The 20,839-nt window shown below is 55.9% G+C and carries 12 protein-coding genes; 1 reads left to right on the top strand and 11 read right to left on the bottom strand.

From position 1 onward, the window contains the following. Nucleotides 1–293: 293 nt before the first annotated feature. The 10 genes from HW932_RS10965 to HW932_RS11010 all read right to left on the bottom strand — a co-directional run bounded on the left by HW932_RS10965 (nt 294) and on the right by HW932_RS11010 (nt 18,330). On the bottom strand, nt 294–1,709 hold the full coding sequence (locus tag HW932_RS10965) for a deoxyguanosinetriphosphate triphosphohydrolase (RefSeq protein WP_176976530.1): 1,416 nt from the start codon (nt 1,707–1,709) through the stop codon (nt 294–296). A gap of 57 nt (nt 1,710–1,766) precedes the next feature. Further along, nucleotides 1,767–3,821 carry a protease Lon-related BREX system protein BrxL gene (brxL, locus tag HW932_RS10970; RefSeq protein ID WP_176976531.1) on the bottom strand — a complete coding sequence of 685 codons (2,055 nt, stop codon included), beginning with the start codon at nt 3,819–3,821 and terminating at the stop codon, nt 1,767–1,769. Beyond that, complete coding sequence (gene pglZ / locus HW932_RS10975) at nt 3,811–6,417, bottom strand: BREX-1 system phosphatase PglZ type A (protein ID WP_176976532.1); 2,607 nt, start codon at nt 6,415–6,417, stop codon at nt 3,811–3,813. The genes brxL and pglZ overlap by 11 nt, the downstream gene beginning before the upstream one ends. Before the next feature lie 8 nt (nt 6,418–6,425). Continuing rightward, nucleotides 6,426–7,193 carry a hypothetical protein gene (locus HW932_RS10980; RefSeq protein ID WP_176976533.1) on the bottom strand — a complete coding sequence of 256 codons (768 nt, stop codon included), beginning with the start codon at nt 7,191–7,193 and terminating at the stop codon, nt 6,426–6,428. Beyond that, complete coding sequence (locus tag HW932_RS10985) at nt 7,171–8,394, bottom strand: AAA family ATPase (RefSeq protein ID WP_343047296.1); 1,224 nt, start codon at nt 8,392–8,394, stop codon at nt 7,171–7,173. The genes HW932_RS10980 and HW932_RS10985 overlap by 23 nt, the downstream gene beginning before the upstream one ends. Nucleotides 8,395–8,728: 334 nt before the next feature. Beyond that, complete coding sequence (gene pglX / locus HW932_RS10990) at nt 8,729–12,478, bottom strand: BREX-1 system adenine-specific DNA-methyltransferase PglX (protein ID WP_176976535.1); 3,750 nt, start codon at nt 12,476–12,478, stop codon at nt 8,729–8,731. Between the two features lie 47 nt (nt 12,479–12,525). Beyond that, nucleotides 12,526–16,122 (bottom strand): BREX system P-loop protein BrxC, encoded by a 3,597-nt coding sequence (gene brxC / locus HW932_RS10995; RefSeq protein ID WP_176976536.1) that lies wholly within the window; start codon nt 16,120–16,122, stop codon nt 12,526–12,528. 9 nt (nt 16,123–16,131) lie between these two features. After that, nucleotides 16,132–16,707 carry a DUF1788 domain-containing protein gene (locus tag HW932_RS11000; protein ID WP_176976537.1) on the bottom strand — a complete coding sequence of 192 codons (576 nt, stop codon included), beginning with the start codon at nt 16,705–16,707 and terminating at the stop codon, nt 16,132–16,134. 8 nt (nt 16,708–16,715) lie between these two features. Then, nucleotides 16,716–17,333, bottom strand: a complete 618-nt coding sequence (locus HW932_RS11005; protein ID WP_176976538.1) for a DUF1819 family protein — start codon at nt 17,331–17,333, stop codon at nt 16,716–16,718. Nucleotides 17,334–17,418: 85 nt separating this feature from the next. Beyond that, complete coding sequence (locus tag HW932_RS11010; RefSeq protein ID WP_176976539.1) at nt 17,419–18,330, bottom strand: hypothetical protein; 912 nt, start codon at nt 18,328–18,330, stop codon at nt 17,419–17,421. A gap of 509 nt (nt 18,331–18,839) precedes the next feature. On the opposite strand from HW932_RS11010, the gene HW932_RS22190 reads away from it, so the two are divergent. Beyond that, nucleotides 18,840–19,169 carry a helix-turn-helix transcriptional regulator gene (locus HW932_RS22190; protein ID WP_176976540.1) on the top strand — a complete coding sequence of 110 codons (330 nt, stop codon included), beginning with the start codon at nt 18,840–18,842 and terminating at the stop codon, nt 19,167–19,169. Between the two features lie 223 nt (nt 19,170–19,392). Here HW932_RS22190 and HW932_RS11020 read toward each other — a convergent pair whose 3' ends face one another. Then, nucleotides 19,393–20,628, bottom strand: a complete 1,236-nt coding sequence (locus tag HW932_RS11020) for a tyrosine-type recombinase/integrase (RefSeq protein ID WP_176976541.1) — start codon at nt 20,626–20,628, stop codon at nt 19,393–19,395. Nucleotides 20,629–20,839 lie beyond the last annotated feature (211 nt).

Consider the following 20,839-nt stretch of genomic DNA (forward strand, 5'->3'; position numbering starts at 1 on the left):
CTTGACCAGTTGACAAACCCCGTTATGTTCGCGACCGGGGCGAAGTAGTTGATGTAAGCGAGAAGTGCGGAGGGAGCGGTTGGACGGACAAACCGTCAACGGAGAAGGAGCGGCGGGAGGAGCACTAAACTGGTAAAAAGCAAACCCGGTTAAGCACGAAAGGTGCTCAACAGAGCTTGCCAGCCACTGAGTTTGATACAGGCTTTCTGTGGTGAAATTCTGTGGTCAGATAGGCTTAATTGACAAAGTTAACTATGAGGGACTAGCGAAAATAGTTCTCGATTCAACATCGCTTATGGCCTTTGCCTTCCTGAGAAACCAGCACCATGAAGCTGCTCTGCGACATAAACTGCATAATTATCTGTCATTCCCGATATATAATCGATCACACGTCGCAAACATTGATATTCACTCCATTCATGACCTGGCGGAGGATTTAATTCATTTGGATAGTGCTCGCCAAGCATTTTTAAAATTAGCGAAGATTTCCACCCAATAGATACTTCATGTCGAGGGCTGTTTAGATACTGCGCCTGATCAATTGCCGCACTGCAAAAAGCATTAAGGAGGGTTTCAAAAACAGAGTAGGAACCCAACTCATTTTCTATTTTTTTTAAATCGCCAAATATGCTTTCACGGGCCATTTTTTTGGCTGTACCAATCACTTTTTTTCGATTGTCACCATCTTCAATCGCATCAAATAAACTAAGTCCCTTTCGATAAGATCCAGACATAATTTCTTCGTAAACATTCATAAATCCATCAACAGCGCCTGATATAACTTGATCAAATATTTTTCCGCGAATTCTCGCAAGATTGACGCGAAATGATTCGTAACCGGGAACCAAAAAATTTTCCAACTCAGCCTGATCTTCGGGGGAGAGCACATCAAAAAGCAGCGACCGGACCGCGTCATAGGAAATAATTCGTAATTCGACGGCATCCTCAAGATCCAAAATGGCATAGCAAATATCATCTGCCGCTTCAACCAAATAAGCCAAAGGATGACGAGCCCAATTCGGAGCCCCTTCTTCCAAACAAATCATACCGAGTTCTGAGGCGACTTCCTTAAGAATACTTTCTTCGGTTAAGAAAGCACCGAATTTTTTACCAGGTATTCTGCTGCTCCAAGGATACTTGAGAAAAGCACCCAGTGTCGCATAAGTCAAACGTAAACCACCCTGAAAAAGATGGTTTTCCGTTTGGGTAATCATGCGAAAGCCCTGCGCATTGCCTTCAAAAAACATCAGGTCACGCTTGTACGCCCGACCAAGACTCCTGAAAAGCCGTGGTCCATTCGTCTCAAACCAATGCGTCATGGCCTCTTCGCCACCATGCCCAAATGGCGGATTGCCAATATCATGCGCCAGGCACGCGGCCTCGACAATAGAGCCTAAATCGTCAGGGCTTATTCCATCAGGCAGGTCATCTTTAATTCGAAAGGCAAGCGCTTTACCTAAAGATTTTCCAACTTGGGCCACTTCGAGGCTGTGTGTAAGCCTTGTGTGAACATGATCATTAGCCGCGAGTGGATGAACTTGTGTTTTTTTGCTGAGACGGCGGAAAGCTCCTGAAAAAATGATTCGCTGTATATCTTTATCAAATGGGCTGCGTTTATCAGCAGAGCTTGGCAGGCCGGCCGATTGACCTAATCTTTTTGATGAAAGCAACTTATCCCATGACATCGTTTTTTTGTTTGATTCAACCATGAATGCGCTCCAATCTCGTTTGATTAAAATCTCGAACCCTAATAAACCGAAAAAACGCTACTCTACTCCCAATGCTTTGAACACCGCATCGATCGGATCGGCGTAGAAGGACGTCTGAAATTTCGCGAACAGCTCCCCCGGAATGGTCGGAATATCGACGACACTCGCCATGGGGAGCAAAAGGCGTTTGGCGCCGGCATCGAATGCCGCTTGCAAGCATCCGGCTAAGTTTTCGACCGGAATGACGTTTCCGCCGAGACTCATGTCACCCAGCACCACCATCTGCCCTTGCAGCGGTTTCTGCAACACGCCGGAGCACAGGGCCACGAAGCTCGCCAGTGTCATCGCCTTGGTTGGTCCGGTCAGGTGCAGTTCGACGGTATGCAGGTGATAGTCGTGCTCACCGGCCTTGGCCAGCCCGCTGACGCGGCTGAGATTGGCCTTGAAGTAATCGAAGGCGACCTTGACCGCCTCTTTCGCCATCGGGCTCGATCCCAAGCCTGAAACATTCAGTTTGCCGTTTCCCGCCGTGGTCTGCGTCTCCAGTCGATAGAGTCCCAAATGCCCGCTGCTGCCGGTTGCAACGGTATGCAGTACCCCGGGGTTCAGCGGTCCTTCAGGGATGAGCCTGTCCCCGCCCTGCTCGGGCACGCTGACGAACCGCTCCTCGCGCGTCTCCTGGTCGAAATAGGAGAAATGCACGTCGTAGAATTCCATGCCGCCGATCTTCTTGAGCTGTTCCTTGACCCGACGCCGAGACTCCAGCGCATAGTCCAGACACCGTCGCACCGCCTCTTTGTCGAAGTCTCCCTGCGGGTAGAGTAGTTTGAGCAACCCCGAGACCGTGCGGCGCACCGCGATGGTGTCGCGTTGGTTGAGGTGACTGCCGAGCTTGAAGAAGCGATCGATGGCGTCGGAGAAATTGCGCTTGCGCATCTCGCGCATGAACTCGGCCAGATAATCGGTGATGAGGCCGTATTGGTTGGTGAAGAATTCGGGGCGCATCTTCGGGACTTCCCAGCCGGGGATATAAGCATGGAAGCGATCGAAGAAGGCGGCATCGATCATAGGGGTGGGAAAGGGCGCCAACAGATGACTGGTCTTGACCAGGGTGTCGACCGGCTGATTGATGTTGCCAACGAACACCAGGCTGGCGGCGGCCTGAACGGACTCGCGCCCACGGGCAAAGGAGCCGGAGGCCATGAAATCCTTCATGATCTGTACCCCGTCCCGATCCTTGAAGGCGATGCCCGCCACCTCATCGAACGCGACTAGATCCCAGAGTCCCACCAGTCCGACCGTGCGTCGTGCCATGTTGTAGAAGAGATTGGCGACCGTGGTCTGACCACCGGAAATCAGGATACTGTTGGGGCTGATCTCCTTGTAGAGATGGCTCTTGCCGGTTCCGCGCGGACCCAGCTCGCAACAGTTGTAGTTGTTCTCGACGAAGGGAACCATCCGCGCCAGCAGGTGCCATTTGACCCGCTCGCTGAGATTGGCCGGCTCCATGCCCGCCGAACGGCACAGGACATCGATCCATTGCGATTCCGAAAAGGCTTGGCGTCCCGCGAACAGGCCCTCCAGATCCATGTTGGGCATCTGGATTGGCTTAAGATCACCGACGGTGAAGGGCGAGCCTTTCCGTCCCTCTTCAAAGACATAGTGCAACGTGACGATGCACCAGATGCCGCCGACCAGCAGTTTCTCGAACTGCTGGACATAGCGTCCGGGGATCTCGGCATCCTTGACCCCCAGGTTCGACAGGAGCGCCTCGTAGACATCACGGCGTTCGTTGAGCCGCACCGTCACTTTGTCGATGACCTTATAGCTGCCGCGCTCGCGGATCTTCGACTTGATCTTCTCGGCTTCGTCGGGCCGCACATAGTTCTCGGCCAGAATCGTCTTCACGGTCTCCAGCCCGTCGCGGATGATCTCCGCGTCGTCGGAGGCGCAATACATGCCGAGCAGGTACTCCAAGACATAGACGGGAACGTTGGCCCCTTCCTTGATGCGCTTGGTCAGATCCTTGCGGACGACCTTGCCGGCAAAATGGCGGTTGAGCAAGACGTCGAGGTCGACGTCGCGCGCCTCGGAAGTCGCATCAGAAGTCATTGCTGAAGGCCAGATCGATGGTTACGTCGAAGCGAGCCTCTTCCACACCGGTCTCGGCTTCGCGCAGAATCAGTTGATAGAGTTGTCGGCGATCGAACCGGCGTCCTTCCAGGGTCAGGCTCACTGTTTTCTTCCATTGATTCATATCCGGCGAACGGCTGTCGAAGGTCAGCGTTTCGACATTGGTCACAGGCTCCTCGCCGGCATAGATCCCGATCCTGAGCGTCACCGGCTTGACCCGCTCACCCACGGGCTCGGTCTGAATGAGCTGGAACCGGTGACGATTGGTCGTCACCTTGAAGTTGTTGCCCAGGACGCTGACGCCGACGCTGCGGACCCGGGTCTTGACCGCCTTGCTCGTGTCCTTGACATGCTGCACCCGAATGACGGGAACCACGATTTCCTGAGGCATAGCGCCACCATGCACGAAGCGCGAGCCGCCGACGAAATGAAAACGGCTAGCCCCTTTCGGCACCCAGAACAGCAGATCGCCCCCCGCACCGGCGGTCATCGTCGTCGATCCGCAAAAGACGGCGTCATGGTTGGGCAGATCGCGTCCAAGCAGATAGCGCTTCTTCGCCGTCAGGGTGCCGGGGGGTTGGTCGGCCAACCGCTGACGGTCGGTCTCAACCGGCGGCGTCTCCTGGAACAGAAACCCATGATCGGCGGTGATGAGCAGATGATTGCCATTGAGACTGTTGACGATCTTGCCGACCAGATCGCTCAACTCGTCGATCGCCTGACGCACGGCGGCAAAGGTCTGAGCCTCGGTCGCCGCTTTATCGCCGATGGCATCGATCCGATCGTGGTAGATGTAGACGACGCGATAGGGCTTGACGAAGGCGCGCCCCTCGTCCTTCTTCATCGCCATAAAGGTGTCGGCCTTAACCGCCACGCCCTGTACGGCGTCGAGGATCCGGCTACGCTGCTCCAGGGAGGCGCAGGGCCGACCGTCGATACGCAGAGCACCGTTGTCGGTGTAGTCGAGCGTCATATGCGGCAGCAGCGCGGCCATACCCAGCGCGGTATGGGACGGCAATACGCCGAGTTGCGCCGACAAGGCGGCGTCGAAACGATATCGGCCATTGAGCTGCTCGGTCAGCTCCTGAGCGACTTCATAGCGAAAGGCATCGCTGATGATGACGAAGACGCGCCGATCCGGCCCTTTCGCCAGAATCGGAGCGACTTCCCGCGCATAGAAACGTTGCTGATTCGGCAGGTCGTCGAGTCGCCACTGGTTCAGAAGCCCGGCTTCCAGGTGCGTGTTCCAGGCCAGCGCCAGTTCCGTGATGAAGCCTTGCGCATAATACGACTCGACCCGCTGGCGCAGTGACTTGAGGATGTCCCAATCGCGCGACTCCGCCGCGTCGGCCAGCTCGCAGAAGTGCCGATAACCCTGGTCGTATCGGTACAGCGTCTGGGTATAGGCCGTCAGTACGGCCTTGGCATCGGGGTAGGTCCAGCCGCCCAGCTGAGTCTGACGCAGGGCGAACAGATCCGCCGCCGTCGTCAGGGCACGATAGACCGCCGCGAGCGCTCGACGCGGGGCGTGCGCCGTATCCGGTAATCCAGACGCCACCCAGTAGCCGTCCTGTCGCTGCGTGGCGATCGCTTGGATGGCATCAGGCTTGATCGTCTCCAGCGTCTCCAGCACCCGATCGCGCAGGCGACTGGCGATGAGTTTTTCGACCAGAAGGAAGGTCTTAACCTCGACCAGATCCTCGATGCTCGCTGCCGCCAGGTGCGGCTCTAGCTTGATCGCCTCGGCCACGGCGGCGGACAACGCCTCATAAGACGGGCTGCGGGCCAGGCTGTCGCGCCACTGAGCCAGACAGACCACGGCATTGGCCGTCCCCTGGCGAGTGAGTGTCAGGTGTCTGAGACCCTCCGGTAGTATCCCTCGGTAGGCTTGCCCAAGATCCGACACCATAAGCCGGATCAGGAGTGTTTTGAGCGTCGGCGTCTCGCCGGTATCGCCAAAATATCCCGCCGCCAGGGTCCAGAAGGCGGCGGTCAGTTCATATTTTTCCAGCTCGGCCCAGGCCGGCGGTAAGGCCTCCAGGTTGGCGTCGGGAATCGCATCGAAGAGCGCGATCAGTAGGCTGAAGAATTCAGCTTGCTCCGATTTGAGCACAACGGCCATGAGCTTGCGGTCAAGATCGAGCGCGTCGTCATCGGGACCGACCAGTTTTTTCACGCGCTCCAGGCGCTCGCGATTGGCGAAGAAGCGGGCGCGCTCGGCCAGATGCGAACGCAGCGACAGCTGCACCAGTCCCAGTTCGGCCAGGAGCATCGAGGCGCGATCGGCGCGGAAGCTCGCGCTATAGAGACGCATGTCGAGCAGCCAGTCGTCGTCCGGATCGGGCGGTTCGCTGGGGGCATAAAGCAGATAACGGCCGGTGAGATCCTCCAACCCGAGGCGGACTTTGACCGCCAAGGCCGGCTCCTGGTCCAGCCGGAGCAGGGTGACGTCGTCCAGGTTCAACGCCGGCAGCGCGTCCTCGAATTCGCGTTCGGGATCGTGCCAGAAGACGATACGCTGACCTTCGTTGATGAACAGGCTACGGAGTGCCGTTTCGATGCGCTCAATCGACATGGGTTAGATCAGTCCAATTCATCGAAGCAACCAGACGCCGACGGATCATCGCCTGATGTCTCCGGTTCCGTGAGCACCGCTTGGAGCCGACGGCGGAACTTGACGAAGCTCGACATCTCGATTCTGGCGGCATTCACTTGACCAGTGCGCACCAGTTCGGCAAGTCGGGCCGCAGTTGGCGGTGCACCCAACGCCGCTTCCAATTGGGCTTTGAGCGGTTCTAGTCCGGCGTCGTTTCCGGATGCTTGCTCGATGGGGTCGCAGTGCTGGTACGGCTGGAACGACTTGAGGGCGCAAAGCAACCAAGCCTCGGACTTGGGATTGGGGATCATGGGGACACCGACCGTACAGCCTTCATACGCGAAGCCGTGACACATGGAGTCCCATTTGTCGCGCCAGACCCCGCGCCCAGCCGACTGCGTACCGTCGCCATCCCGGAAGAGTATCGGGATAACGGGTTGCTCCCAGCGCTTGGCCAGCTCGGCGGCAATCTGCGCCAGTCCGCGCGCATTGCGGAAGTAGTAGGCCGTTTCTTTGCCACGGCGTCGCCCTGGTAAAGAGGCCGGCTTCAGTTTTTTCGAGACTTCGGACAGTCGCTGCTTTGAAACACAGAACATCAACTCGGCATCGATGAACGGATAGCCTTCCGAGGTTTCGGCGATCTGATCCACCAGCCAGGCCATGGGACCGGCCTCGAAGGCCTCGCCCGTGACGGGGTCGGTGCCCGTGCATCGCCCCATGTCGGTTGGACCCTCACCGCTGACGAGGATCAGCATTCGGCCTCTCCATGTTGCTGGCGCGCATAGCGTCGATTTCTTCGGGCAGGCGCGACAGGTGCGTATCCACGAAGGCTTCGCCCGGCCCCATGACTTCGAGCTTGGCGGCCAGCGAGGGGATCGAGAAGAAGGGCACCGCCCGCGTGAAGCCCTCCGGCGTCTTGTAGAGGTATTGCACGCCCGCGCGCGCCACGGAGTCGTCCAGATAGTTCAGGATCATTGGGCTATGCGTCGTGACCAGGATCTGCTGGTGCGCGTTGACCAGCACATCGAGCAGGAATTCGACCAGTTCCGGGTTGATGCCGTTTTCGATTTCATCGAACAGCAGAAACTGATGATCGGTCAGGATCTCGGCCAGGATCGCCATCAGGCGCAGCATTCCGTCGTTGATATGACGGGCCTCGGTGTAGAGGGCTTTGTCACCGAACTGTTCGCGAATCCCCAATTCTTTCCAGCCGGCGCGTAGCGAGCGGGTCACGAATTGCTCCAAATGGGGATAGGCGCTCTTCAGTTGACTCCCCAGGGTCAGTCGCTGCTCATCCGACAGCTCGGAGAGGAAGGCCGAGAGGCGTTCTCCGCCCATTCCCAGTTCGCCTTGGCTTTGGACGGCCCGCTTGCGCAGAAGCTGAGGCGCGAGCAGGTCGAGTGAGGCGGTTTGTTGAAGAAAGCGTTTCAGCGGCAGCAGTGGCTTGGGTAGAACCTCATCCTTGAGCTGAGACAGGATCGAGCCTTCATATTCAAATGCAATCTTGGTACGCGCGGCCGTTGTTCCAGCGTGAACGACATCACCGAACCAGTAATGCCCATCAGCGACCGAAAGCAGTGTTTTGCCATTGAGCTTCACGGTCTCCTGTGTGCAGCGCAGGAGTGAGCGGTTGAAGCTACAGTCCCAGGAAAAATCTCCATCGGCGCCCGACAGCTCAATGCCCAGCTTGAGGTTGCTCTTGCCGCTCAGCTTCGAGTTGAGGTCTCCCGGTTTCCATTGACGTTGCTCCAGCCATTGCGAGACATTGCCTTTGAACAGTCTGGAGATGAAATCGATCGCTTGCAGCACAGTCGATTTCCCGGAGCCGTTCAGCCCGATCAGGCAGGTGAACGCGGCCAGCGATAGCTGGAAGTCCACCAATGATTTGAAGTTATCGACATAGATGGACCTTAGGCGGATGGACGAAACAGAATGCTCTGCCTCGGCAGCTTGCACGGATACTTGCTCGTTAACCGTCATTCGCTCAGCATCCCAATAAAAAGGTCGGCATATCGCGCAATACTCTCATGGCATGTCATCCTCAAAACCCTTGAGGTGCTCATCGTTTTCGATCCACACGGTCAGCTTCAGCTAGCGGTTCCCGGTGTCCGACGAAGAGGTTTGTGGAGTTGGTCACTGACAGTCTTTTTTGTTGCCGGCTTCAGCCCCTGCTTGAATGCTATGAATCCCGTGAAATTGAGGGCTTCGCGTGCCAATTCGTGCGGTAGTGTTCGAGCTTCCTGGTAGATCTGTTCAGCGATAGTCATGGTTGCAAGGCTCCGTGTTGGCCTCAGTCGCTGGTCTGGCCCGTGACGGTCTTCACTTCGGCCAGCAGGTCGCCGAATTTGCCGTAGTTGACCTTGACGCCGTCGTCGAGGTCGAGGCGGATACGTTGGTCGGCGGCGTGGCGAAGCTTTTCGTCGTACTGGCGCAGTTCGTCGAGTTGACGGGTGAGCAGGTCGCGTTCCTTTTGCAGTCGTTTGGTCTGGGCCGAGGTCGCGGCGGCGGCGATGTCGTCAGCCAGGCGATCGATGCGGGCGGTCAGTTTACTTTGCAGCGGGACGACGTATTCCATGCGCAGGCGGGCCAGGGTGCCTTCGTGGTAGCGATGCAGGTAGACAAGGCACTGGAAGGCTTTGAGTTTGCCGCTGCTGAAGCACCAGTAGATGGGGCGGCGTTTGTAGGTCTGGAGATGGTGTTTGAAGAAGCCGTCGCTGAGGTAGCGGCGGAGGGTGTCACGGCTGGTTTCGTCTTTTTTGGGCGACAGGTTGGCGGCGAGGAAGCTCAGGTTGTCTTCGAGGTGGGCTCTGTCCCAGGCGACGGCGATGAATTCGACGAGGCGGTGGGCGGCGTCGTTGTCGAACCAGTCGAGTTCGGTGATGGGGAGGATGCCGTCGGCGTCGGCGGAGAAAGTGCGGTAGCGGTTGGGATCAAAGCCTTGGTTGCCGGCGTGGGCGTAGATTAGGCCGGGTTCGTCAAGGCTGTAGCGGCCCATCATGCAGCCGATGGCGTAGGAGACCAGTTCGCGCATGGTGTCTTCGCGGAAGCGGGTTTCCAGTTCTTCGGGAAAGCCGTGTTCGACCGACCATTCATCATTGGTCAGCTTCTTGCCGTAGCGATAGGCGGGGTTCACCGTCAGGGTGATTTGGTCGATTGGAACCTCGGGCGTCAGCTCGTCCTGTAGGCCGTAGGCGTCGATGAAGAGGCGGTTGTTTTCCTCTTCGAGGCGCTTCATTTCGGCGATGGTGGTGCGGTTTTGGGTGATCCAAGCGGTGTAGCTGGATTTTATATTAGGGTGAAATCCAGAAGAGCTCGTCAAGATATGAACAGATTGAAATTTCCAGGAAACCTCAAGCAAATCCCAATCTAATCGAGCAATCGAAACAAGCTGAGATACGATTGGAGCAACAATTTTATGCTCAACAAGAGCAGCAGGTAATGACCGAAAATTTCCAATACCAAAACTAAGAGTCGGATTAAGTGCCTCACACAGCACTGCCGTGAGACGTGAGTTACATAATGCAACTATTTGCTCAAGCGTAGTATCTCCAGCCTGGAATACGCACATTCCCTTATAATTACTTGTGAAGCCAAGCGGAAACAGGCGAAACGATATAATATCTGATGTAATCTCAGACCAAGATGCAAATGGCTTAAAATAATTTCCATAATCATGAACAACAAAATTTGGATCACCATTGAGATAGTCGTATTTATTAATCACCAATGCTTTTATGCGCGACCCATTATCTTCCCAATCAACGATATAGTCATGGTTACCCCACCATTTTCGGAAGCCACCACCTTTGTTATGCGGAAACCATCGACGACCAGAAGCTTGAGCAGCCTCACTATCAGTTGCATTCCACATCACAGAATCGTAAGCCACTTCGTGCCAAAATCGCAGAAAACGATTGTTGTCTGTAGTGCATATTCCAGCTTGAGATTCGCAAACATCTCCCAACAATTTATTTGAACTAAAAAGCTTGAGAATTTTTTCGCTAATCCAATATACAAAAGGGAGACCTGGAAGCTTTTCAAATGCGGTGGTTTTCGTGCAGTAGTACCAGCCACACGCAGGATTTCTTATCGCTTCAATTGCTTTAACCGATTGCAGTTCCGCACCATAAAAATCCGAGAGCCTGATAAATGAAGCTTCATAAGAATTGGTCCTACATGCTTTAACTACAAACGTGCAAATTGGCACAAAAGCCGAATCAAAAAACGAGTGGTATTCAGGCTGAATAAGAGACCGAAGAGTATACGACCCAAGAATAATTTCCCGCAAATAACTATATGATTTTAAAAACATTAAGGTAAATGGCGTCATCAATCCAACAAAACCTGATAATTTCGAAAACTGCAAAAATCGCGTTGCTGACGCAGCAAACAAATCAGAGTTTGATCCAGGGAATTTTTGCTTCATGAATTTTTTCAGCTGGGCGTTCATTCCTTTATTACCCATATACGGTGGATTTGTCACCACCGCATCATATCGCTTCGCCAACAACTCCGCCTGCTGCACCAGCGGCCGCAATCGGCGCAACGCCTCCACCACGAACAGATCCTGACTCTCCACCTCGCACCGCCGCCGCAACTCCGGCAGCTTTTCCGCTAGCGCCTCCGGCACCTGAATCAGGGAACCAAAGGTCTTCGCCTCGGCAAAGGTCTCGATCAACACCGCCAGCGTCGCCCGCAACGCCTCCGCCTCACTCGATGCCCGCCCCGTCTCCACCTCTCCCAGACTCAGTTGCGGCAACGTATCGGGAAAGAGATCATCCCCAGCAACCCCCAACAACGGCGCGCGCCTCCCCTCCCCCGTCGCATCCAAACCGCCAACCGCTCCCAGAATCTGCGCCAGCTCGTCGGCCTCCAGCCCCTTGCTCTCCTGCAAGGCCATGACATCCAACGTTACCCTCCGCTCGAACAACCGCCGATCATCCGCCCGCGCTTTCATCATCAACGCAAACCCGGCCAACTGCGCCGCCCGCTCGTCGATATCCAACCCATACAGATTCCGCTCCAGAATCAACTGCGGAATCTCACGCAGCCGATAGCCACGCTCCAGATAGATCGCCTTGAACAGCTCATACGCCTCGACCAGGATGTGCCCGGATCCGCAGGCAGGATCGATCAGGGTCAGTTCTTCCGGATTGAGGCTTTCGGGGGTGATGGCCGCGATTTGCGCCTTGACTTCAGCGGTCTGCTCCGCCGGCTCAATGTAATACGCCATCTGACCCTTGAGCGCCGAATCCGGATAGGTCGCCAGCCACTGCGCCCCCAGCGAGTTCTGCACCATGTACTGAACGATCCAATTCGGCGTGAACAACTGCGTCGCCGCCGGAATATCCTCACTCCTGACCACCTTACCGATGACCTGATCCTTCTTCTCACTAATATAGAACTGGTAGAGCCAGCCGATGATCTCGACCTCCTGCCAATCCTCCTCCGGGATCGCCGTCACCAACTCGCGGATCAACGAATCGGTCTGCAACAGATTGTCCGGCAACAACAACTCAGTCTCGTCATCGATCGGCTCGAACAGAAACGGCATCGCCCGATGCAACGCCCGACACTGCGCCAGCAACAGATCGCGATACAACTCCTCGTCGCGCGTCCCATCCAGCTTGAGATCCAACACTCGCGCCCGGTCGAGTCCCGGAAGCTCGACATGCTGGGCCTGCTCCAAAATCTCCGGCAGCCCACCACCGGCCGGATGACTCAACACCCGAAAGCTATGCTCCAGATAGCCATGCAGCTCCATGAAGCGGATGGCGATGAAACGGTTGAACCAGGTGTAGGCCGCCGACTCCATGACCGCCTGAAACCCCTGCCGCTCGATGCGCGCGGCGAGCTTTTGGCGCTGAACCCCGATGCCGCGCGGATAGGCCCGCCCGTCGATGAAAATGAGCTGCCCCTCCTCCCGCTGGGGCGCGACACCCTGAGCCGTGAGGCCAAAGGTCGCCGCCCGGCGCATCACGGCGGCAATGAAGTCACGTCGGGCCTTGGGGGCGTAGGTCTTGAGTTTGGCGGTTTGCATCGAGGCTCCTTGAAGGGCTTACAGATTCCAGGATAGGTCAAGCTGAATCAGCGAATCTCGACCCGCTCATGATTGGCGATCGCCGACTCCAGCACCTGTCTGAGTTTGTTCAGATAGGCGTCGATATCATCCTGCGTCTCCAAATAGGTCTTGGGAGCCAGCTCAGCGGCCCTGAGGATTCGGCGCGGCTTCGACTTCACAACGACCGGCTTAGGCGAGGGACCGCCCTTGTCATTCACCAGCGTCGGTGCGGGCGGCGTGAGCGACTCGATCCGGCTGAACGCACTATCGGCCAGTTCGACCGCGCGCCGAGCCGCCTGATCGATGTGCGCCAAACTGGCCTGTGACTCGACCTGGCTCTTGAGCTGCTGCAACGGATAGAGACAACGATTGCGAACATCGGCCCCAGCCTTGGCCTCGTCCAGCTCGACCTGAATCTTGTCGATCTGAGCGTCGATCGCGGGCAAGACCGCCGTGCGGTGCTGCTCGACCAGTGCCGCGTTGACCTGTTCAACGCGCTCGATCAGCCCCTCGACCTCCTTGATCATCCCATAGGGCGCGGGCGCAGCCAGAATCTCCTGCATCCGCTGGAGGGCCGGTTTGGCTCCAGCGTCCTGCTCCAGCCAGTCCCGGTTGAGTTGAAAGCGGCTGTGCGCCTGACGCAACCGATCCCAGGCAGAACGTTGCGTCTGGTAGAAATGGCGCAACTCATGGACGCTCTCGGACAGATCGAGCAGATCGTCCCGGCGCTCCAGGAAACGGGAGATCAGACCGAAACTTTCGGACTCGGCCAAGAGCTTGGCGATCACGCCCAGACTTTCGGCGATCTCCTGACTGCCCGGATAGTCGCCACTGGCCGTCAGCGGTTGGTACTGTGTCAGATCGGTACGCCAGCCCCCGAAGTGCTCGCGCAAAAATCCATCCAGTGCCTCCTCGCCATCCGGCGGAAGCTGGCCGAACACCTCCCTGGCGAGTTGGCGGGCACTCTGAAGCCGCCCCTGATCGACGGTCTGACGCTGGATGATCAGCAGACGTTTCCATTTGCTCGGCGTGATGACGGCGTCATACACCCGGTCGATCGGCAGGACCGCGCCATCGCTCACTAAATTGAAGTCGCCCCGACGCACCAGACGCGCCACCAGCAACACGACCTCCCATTCCGGCCAGCCGTAAGGGCGCCGTCCGAAACGGTTCTCCACCAGATCCTCCAGGATCACCGGTCGATTGGCACTTGCCATCAGCCCGACGGTGCTCTGCACTTCAGCGAGCGCCTGCTGGTTGCCCTGCCCGGCCTCCAGCGAGAATCCGAGTTCATCCACATCGGTGGCGTTGAGCACGGCCTTGATCTCAGCCTGGGGATTGGCGGACAGGCGTGCCAGATAGCCGAGCTTATTGAAGCTGTTGCGGATCAGATAGTTCAGTGCCTCAGTTAAGACACTGGCGGCGCTGCCGCCCTTGGGCTGGATGTGCTGGCCCACGGCATAGTAGTGCGCCTCCTTGCAGCGTTCCTCCAACTGATGGATCAACCGCTGGCGACGCTCACGGTTTTCTTCCTGACGCTCGCGCAGGATGCGCAGGGTCGTGGTGGAGGCGGTGCCGTCGTGCTTGCGGACGACGTACTTATCAGTTTGCAGCCAGGTGCGCAGCTCCCGACTCAGGGTCTTGTCGTCGTCGAGTCGAATCAGGAGCTGTCCGCCATCGGCGGCACTGTCGAGGGTGCACTTGCCGTCACTGTAGAGGCCGTAGTCGTCGGCCAGCGGCGTGATCACCGACACGATCAGATCGCCCTCGGTCCGGCTGCCATGCGGATGCAGATCGCACAGACGAGTCAGCCCAAAGTCCTTGTTGTTGTCCGGGAAACGGTGCTTGCGCAGCCCCTTGTAGACCTCCTCGAAGATCAATTCACCGAGAAATTTGGTCTCTTCCGCTGCACTGAGATCGATGTCCTTGATCTCGCGGCTGATGTCGCGCTCTTCGTTGGTGAGGAAGAAAAAGTCCTCACCGTTGCGACCAACCAGTGTCTCCTTCTCCAGCCGTTGCAGGCTGCCCTCAATCCGCTGACGCAAGACGAGCCGGTCGGCATCAATGCAGTCGATGAAGAGCGTCACCAAGTTGTCGAGATGGCCGCGGATTTCGTCGACGTAGCGGATCAGGAACAGGGTCTTGAGCACCTGCACGTCGATGGGTTCGAGCCGGTCGTTGTCGGCGGCGTGATCGATGGTCGACTTGACGACGCCTTCAAGAAAACTCTCGATCGAGGGATAGAAGCGATAGAGCGGGATCAACACGCCCACCGCCTCGTCGGCGACCTGGATGGCGGCTGACTGGAAGGCGTCCAGCATGGAACGCTCGCCACGCGCCAGATGCAGACCGGTGACACCATGGCGGCGGATCGCCTCGAACACCTTCTGCATCAGCTGAAACTGATAGGGCGCGAAGGGATAGACGCTGACGAAATCGCGCGCATCGGCATAGGGCTTGAAGGTCATGCCGACGTTGGTGAAGCTGAGCTGGTGGCGCAGAATGTCGGCCTGATCCTCGTAGACCTGGGTCAGCGCCGCCTGAACCGATTCGTCCTTGTTCAGCAGCCGCTTGCGGATGACTTCGTCGACGTTGGCGCTCGACAGCGATAGGCGCGTCTTGAAACGTCCCTGGATCTTGGAGAAGTCATTGGCCTTGGACGCGCGCACTTCGCCGATCACCGCGTCGATGTCTTCCTGCGAGGTCACGACAACCCAGGCGCGTCCCCCGCAGATCGTGCCGAGATTCTCGGTGATGGTCTGGAGATTGAGCATGAGGTGTGTGTCGTCGCCGATGAAACCGCCAATCTCATCGACCAGGAACAGCAGACGATGCTGGGGACTGCGACTGTCGAGATAGTCCTTAACCCAACGTGCGAAGTTCTCGACGTTCAGCCGTGACCTGAAGTCCTCTTCCGCTTTGTCGAGCCAACTCCGTGCACCCTCGGCGCTTTTGCCCAGCGTCTCCGCGAGCGCCTGAACCAGCTCGTCGGCATAGAAGCTGTAGGCATCGCGCTCCTGCTCCCACTCGACGTGCGCCAAGGCGTGAAAAGCCGCCTTGAAGCTGTCCAGCTGGTCCTGAGCCGCGAGACGCCGCTCTAGATCGGCGATATGCGGATGATCGCCGCTGTAGCCGAGCTTTTCGTTGAAGACTTTGAGAAAGACCCGCAGGATGGCGTCGCGTCCGCTGCCGCTGTCGGCCTTGCTGTCGATATTGAACAGGATGACATCGATCTCGGTGCCAACCGCACGCTTGATATCGGCGGCCAGCATGGCGTCCTGGATTTTACCGTCGAAGAACTCGATAGCACGCTTGGTCCGGCCGTTCCAGGTGATCTCGCGATTCTCCAGCAGATAGGAGAGGATCTTGAGGAAATGCGACTTGCCGGAGCCGAAAAAGCCCGAGATCCACACCCCGATCAAACCAACGAGACTCGGATCGCCGGTGCGGTCGATGGCCTCCAGAAAGGCACCGAAGAAGCGGCGGAAGTGAACATCGAGTTCGCGCGTGACGACATATTCGTCCAGCTCCTGCCATACGGAGGCGCTGTCGGCTTGGTCGGCCTTGATGACACCATTGATGGGACGGTCGATCGGCTTGGCGAACAGTTCCTTGACCAGCATACGCAGCTCCTAATTCACGAGTCTGAAGGCACGGTAATAGGGTTTGTCGGGCAGGATCCCGAACAGACGCAGGGATTGTCCGTCATAAACGCCCGGATAGAAGAGCACGAGCGGCGTGTGACCCAGGCGGTGATGCAGGTTGTTGAGTAGGTTATGGGTACGCAGCAATGGATAGGCCGCACCGACGCCGGACACCAGCACCAGATCCTGCTGTTCGGGCTGCACTTCGTCGGCGAAGACCTGTGCCAGCTTGCCGGCTTCCAGCGGAGCGGACAGCGCCCTGAGCAGGGCGGCATCGCCAGCCGTTTTCTGCCGCTCCAGCGACTTGTCATAGAGTCCGCGCGCCTTGAGATGGCGGACGATCAAATCGAGCAGATCGACATGCCGGAATCGCAGGCCAGGACGCCGCTTGGGAAGCTGAGCCAATAAAAAGTCGATGTGAGCACGCATGGCCGGTTCACGCGCCGGCGGGTAGTCGAAGGCATAGAAGGGGATCTCGTTCCCCAATCCCTGGCCGTGGAGAAGATCGTCGGAGGTGAGGCGGGTCAGAATTTGATCGAGTCGTCGGTCGAAATCGCTGCTCATCCCAGGCTTCAGGTCAGTCGGATCTGCATGCAGCGCAGTATATCGTCTTCACCCTGAGCACGCAGACAGGCCACGACCTCGGGTTCCAGCCGCAGCGCCTGCAACCTCCGGGGACGTGAGTCGGATAGATAGCCAGCCTCGGCCAGCATCCCAAAGGCACGCTGGCGCAGACTGGTCAGGGTTGCGGCTGACCAGGCAGGCATCCGGGGATCGCGGAGATGACAGTCTTCCAGATACCGCTCCCAGTGCCGAGGTTTGAGCTGGGGTTCGAAGCGACGGTACAGATCCGGCACGATGAGATCCAAAAAATCCGCCAGCAGCGGCGAATACTTGAGCGTCGCCGCGAACACTGCCTGCGTAGCAACTGGCTTGCCGGCGTCGCGGACCAGCGTCCAGAGTTCAGGGGTCATGGTCCGCAACCGGGCACGAATCAGCCCCGCCTTGCCGACAGCGGTGGCGGGAGAACGCTTGCGCAGCACATTCTCGACTTCGATGGCGTGTTTCCAGCTATCGGCATCGACGTCTTGGAGCAGCAGATCGGCGACGAGGCGACTCTCCGGGACCATAAGCCCACCTTTAGTGAAATTAGCTTTATAACGTCCTGTATATTTCAGGGCTTCAGTCATTTGCTCTTTAATCAACGGATACACTGCTTTTCATAGTTAAAACGCTTAGCGCCAGCCTCGCAAACAAGGCATTAACGCTCGACCACTACAATCTGCACTTAATGAAATGTGAAATAATTTTTAGAAACACGCTATCACTACACTGAATCGCGTCGGGATATTCTTTTTTCAAATCCTCAATGCAAGATTTCCTCTGCCCTTTATACAAATACCTCCCAGTTGCAGAATCTTTTCTAGGTCGCAAATTACGGATGACACCTTTAGAAGCAGCATCTTCAATAATCTCTTTAAGTGAATTATAATTCTTAGCGCCAACAGAGTTCTTGAATTTGCGCAGCTTATCACTTTCTTCTTCATTGTAAGGTATAATTTTTTTTAGAATTTTTTTGCCGCTTGATTTTTGTGCAAAAGCTTTTGGCTTTCCACAGGATTGATTAATAGCAGCCATTGAAAAAAAATTAATACTCCAGTTGGCATTATACAGTAAATCAAAATCCACAAAACCAAACAAAAACTTATCCAGAGAGAAAATGGCTTTTGACTTAAGCGATGCTTTGTGATTCGGATCTTGCTCCAAAGCATTACAGCCATCACCTACTGAAACAATTACGTAACAAAACTCTTTTCCCGATTCACCGCGCCACTTATCATAGCGCTCAAGAAATTTTTTGCTGCCACTGCCGTAACTAATCCAAAATTTAAAAGCCAGTCTCATCCAAACCGCTGGCGGAAATTTGCTTTCAGTTTTAATAAGTGCTCGACTTTCGTTTTTTAAAAAAAGAGCGAGTGCATCACAAATTTCGCGATCGTCACTGGGAATTCTATTAAATGAGCCATGAATATCGCCATCCATCTGGCACTGCATATAACCCCACAAATCATCAAAATGATCTGAAGAGCCACTTTCAACTGAATCAGCAACAAACATCACTTTAAAAGCTTTTTGAAAAGACCATTTCTTATTCTCGAATATATTCTCTTTTTGTAAGTTCTTCATTTGATACCACCTTGCGCTTAGCACTATTGCGTTAGCATCAACTGGCAAATCATGCAATTTTTTAATCCAAACTCTCTCATAAAACCTGAGTGTTATCGTTGATCAGTAGACGTGACGGGACTCTCCGGTTGCTCCATGCTCTTACGACGTAACGACTTCTCAACCATGTTCATCTCAATCCCAAAATGGTGTAGCAACTCGTGCCGAAGCCGTCCTCGGAGTGGGACGAAGCCGGGCCTCCAGGTTGTCACGTCGCGAGGGCGTGGGGCGACTTAGAGTCCCGCCACGCATCCTGAGCGACGATGACACTCCGGCCATCCTCCCATCCTCCCATCCTCTCAAAGGATAGCGGAATTTTGCGCGAAGACACCGTTTAGGAGCGATTTTGATGCATCAATGCACAACTGGGAGGGCGGTGAGTCGCTAGCTAAACCGTTTCCTGTAAAGCCTGGAGGCTAGAGCAACCTGCGCTGTGCAGCCTGCTTGATAGCACAACACTGGAGTTGCCCATGAGGAAACGCGAGGATCAGGATCAGCATTCAGCCTCTCCGCTTACCCAAGATCAAGCCGCGTCGAGACTGACGACGCAGACGGATAACCTCCGCCTGGCTCCCCAACACAGTCACGCATTGGAGTTGTTTGACAGGTATGCCGACTCTGTGAACGTATCTCTACCGGTCGTTCAAGGTCTTTTTGGATGCTCTCGGGCGACGATTTATCGCTGGGTGAAAAACGGATACCTGCCAGCGCCAAACAAATTCGGCCCTAGAATTAGCCGCTGGAATGTTGGAGAGCTTCGCCAGGTATTAGATAAAGCGCGCAACGACACGTCGAGGTGATATAGTAAGGTCAAATCCAAAAAACGCCGCTAAACAAAGTTTCTAGACTGGCCTGAACAGTAACCTACTTGCTATGAGCGAACATCCGCTCATAGCAAGCGTTTTCTTTGCAGAAAGTCATGTTGCAGTCAGTAAAACGCCTGACAACTTGCCTATGCAAGCTCAGAAGGCATTTATAGGACCGAAAAACAGAGATGGACCCACCAAGCAGAGTTGAATTCAGTTACTGGCGCTCAGCTTCAGGTGCTGCACTGATACCGGTAATATAGTTGGCCCAATCCTCCATCAGACGACGTCGCTTATCGAACAAAGTTCCGCGCGCATAAGCGGCTTCCGCCTTATCTTTGAGTTGATGGGCCAGTGCGTGCTCAATTACCTCTCGCGGATAAGCCGTAGTTTCTCCCGCCCAATCACGAAACGTCGAACGAAAGCCGTGCGCGGTCAAATCGCCTCGCTCCATCCGGCGAAGCACAGCCGTCAGAGACATATCGCTGAGGGGATTGCCATGTCGTGCTCCTGGGAACACGATGTCGTCCTCTTGAAAGGCACCGAGTTGCTTGATGCTTTTCAACAAGTCGATCGCTGGCTGGCTCAGCGGAACACGATGTTCTTTGCTGGCTTTCATTCGACTGGCTGGAATCGTCCAAACGCCGGCTTCCAGATCAATTTCACGCCATGTCATACCGCGTACTTCACCAGAGCGCGTGGCCGTCAGAATCAAAAATTCGAGAGCACGTGCAGCGATGCCTTCGCGCTCGCGCAAGGAATCCATGAAAGCGCCTACGTCTTCCCATGGCAAGGCCGCATGATGCTCGGTTCTTTGAACCTTGGACGGCTTCGGCAGCAATTTGTCGAGGTGTCCTTTCCAGCGAGCCGGATTGTCACCTTGCCGGTAGCCTCGCGCTTGCGCCCAATCCAGAACGGCTTCGAGACGTCCGCGAAGCCGCGAAGCCGTCTCTGTTTTAGTAGTCCAGATCGGCTCAAGGATCTTCATTACATGCGAGAGAGACACATCCCTCACCTGCAACTGACCGATGACAGGAGACGCATACGTTTCTAGGGTGGCAGACCACTGTGCTGCATGCTTAGTACTCTTCCACTCAGCAGATTTTGAGGCCACCAACTTACGCGCCGCTTCATCAAAGGTGATTTCTGCACCTCGTTGCGCGGCCAATTCGCGGCGAGCAGCCGCACGCTCCGCAACGGGATCTCGGCCCAGCTCAATCGCTTGCCGAGCATCTCGGGCTTTCTCACGGGCCAGCGAGAGCGTCACGGATGGATAGCCCCCCAGCCCCATCTCACGTCGTTTACCGCCGACTATGGTTCGGAGAATCCAAGTGCGTGCTCCAGCGTTGGTGACTTGCAGATACAAGCCAGCCACCCCGCCTACCGCATGCATCCCGGGCTTCTTCAGTCGCCCCACTTCCAAGGCCGACAATTCTTTTGCAAGTTTTGGCATAACCTAAACCGCCTCACCTACCCACCATCATACCCGCCATAAAAAATGCGATTGCATGATACGTCATGAGACGAGCAGAGACACTAAAAACTTACAACAATTTGTTTTAAAATGATTTTTTTAACTTTATTGAGATGATCTGAGACAGTATGATACGGAAATTAGGCGGACACCCTCTCCGCCAATTCAATGACTTACGATAAACGCCGAT

The sequence above is a fragment of the Allochromatium humboldtianum genome, assembly GCF_013385175.1.
GTDB lineage: Bacteria > Pseudomonadota > Gammaproteobacteria > Chromatiales > Chromatiaceae > Thermochromatium > Thermochromatium humboldtianum.

Excerpts from the sequence above, each read along its gene's own strand:
- HW932_RS10965 (WP_176976530.1), bottom strand. The coding sequence starts at position 1,709 with ATGGTTGAATCAAACAAAAAAACGATGTCATGGGATAAGTTGCTTTCA.
- brxL (WP_176976531.1), bottom strand. The coding sequence starts at position 3,821 with ATGACTTCTGATGCGACTTCCGAGGCGCGCGACGTCGACCTCGACGTC.
- pglZ (WP_176976532.1), bottom strand. The coding sequence starts at position 6,417 with ATGTCGATTGAGCGCATCGAAACGGCACTCCGTAGCCTGTTCATCAAC.
- HW932_RS10980 (WP_176976533.1), bottom strand. The coding sequence starts at position 7,193 with ATGCTGATCCTCGTCAGCGGTGAGGGTCCAACCGACATGGGGCGATGC.
- pglX (WP_176976535.1), bottom strand. The coding sequence starts at position 12,478 with ATGCAAACCGCCAAACTCAAGACCTACGCCCCCAAGGCCCGACGTGAC.
- brxC (WP_176976536.1), bottom strand. The coding sequence starts at position 16,122 with ATGCTGGTCAAGGAACTGTTCGCCAAGCCGATCGACCGTCCCATCAAT.
- HW932_RS11000 (WP_176976537.1), bottom strand. The coding sequence starts at position 16,707 with ATGAGCAGCGATTTCGACCGACGACTCGATCAAATTCTGACCCGCCTC.
- HW932_RS11005 (WP_176976538.1), bottom strand. The coding sequence starts at position 17,333 with ATGACTGAAGCCCTGAAATATACAGGACGTTATAAAGCTAATTTCACT.
- HW932_RS11010 (WP_176976539.1), bottom strand. The coding sequence starts at position 18,330 with ATGAAGAACTTACAAAAAGAGAATATATTCGAGAATAAGAAATGGTCT.
- HW932_RS22190 (WP_176976540.1), top strand. The coding sequence starts at position 18,840 with ATGAGGAAACGCGAGGATCAGGATCAGCATTCAGCCTCTCCGCTTACC.
- HW932_RS11020 (WP_176976541.1), bottom strand. The coding sequence starts at position 20,628 with ATGCCAAAACTTGCAAAAGAATTGTCGGCCTTGGAAGTGGGGCGACTG.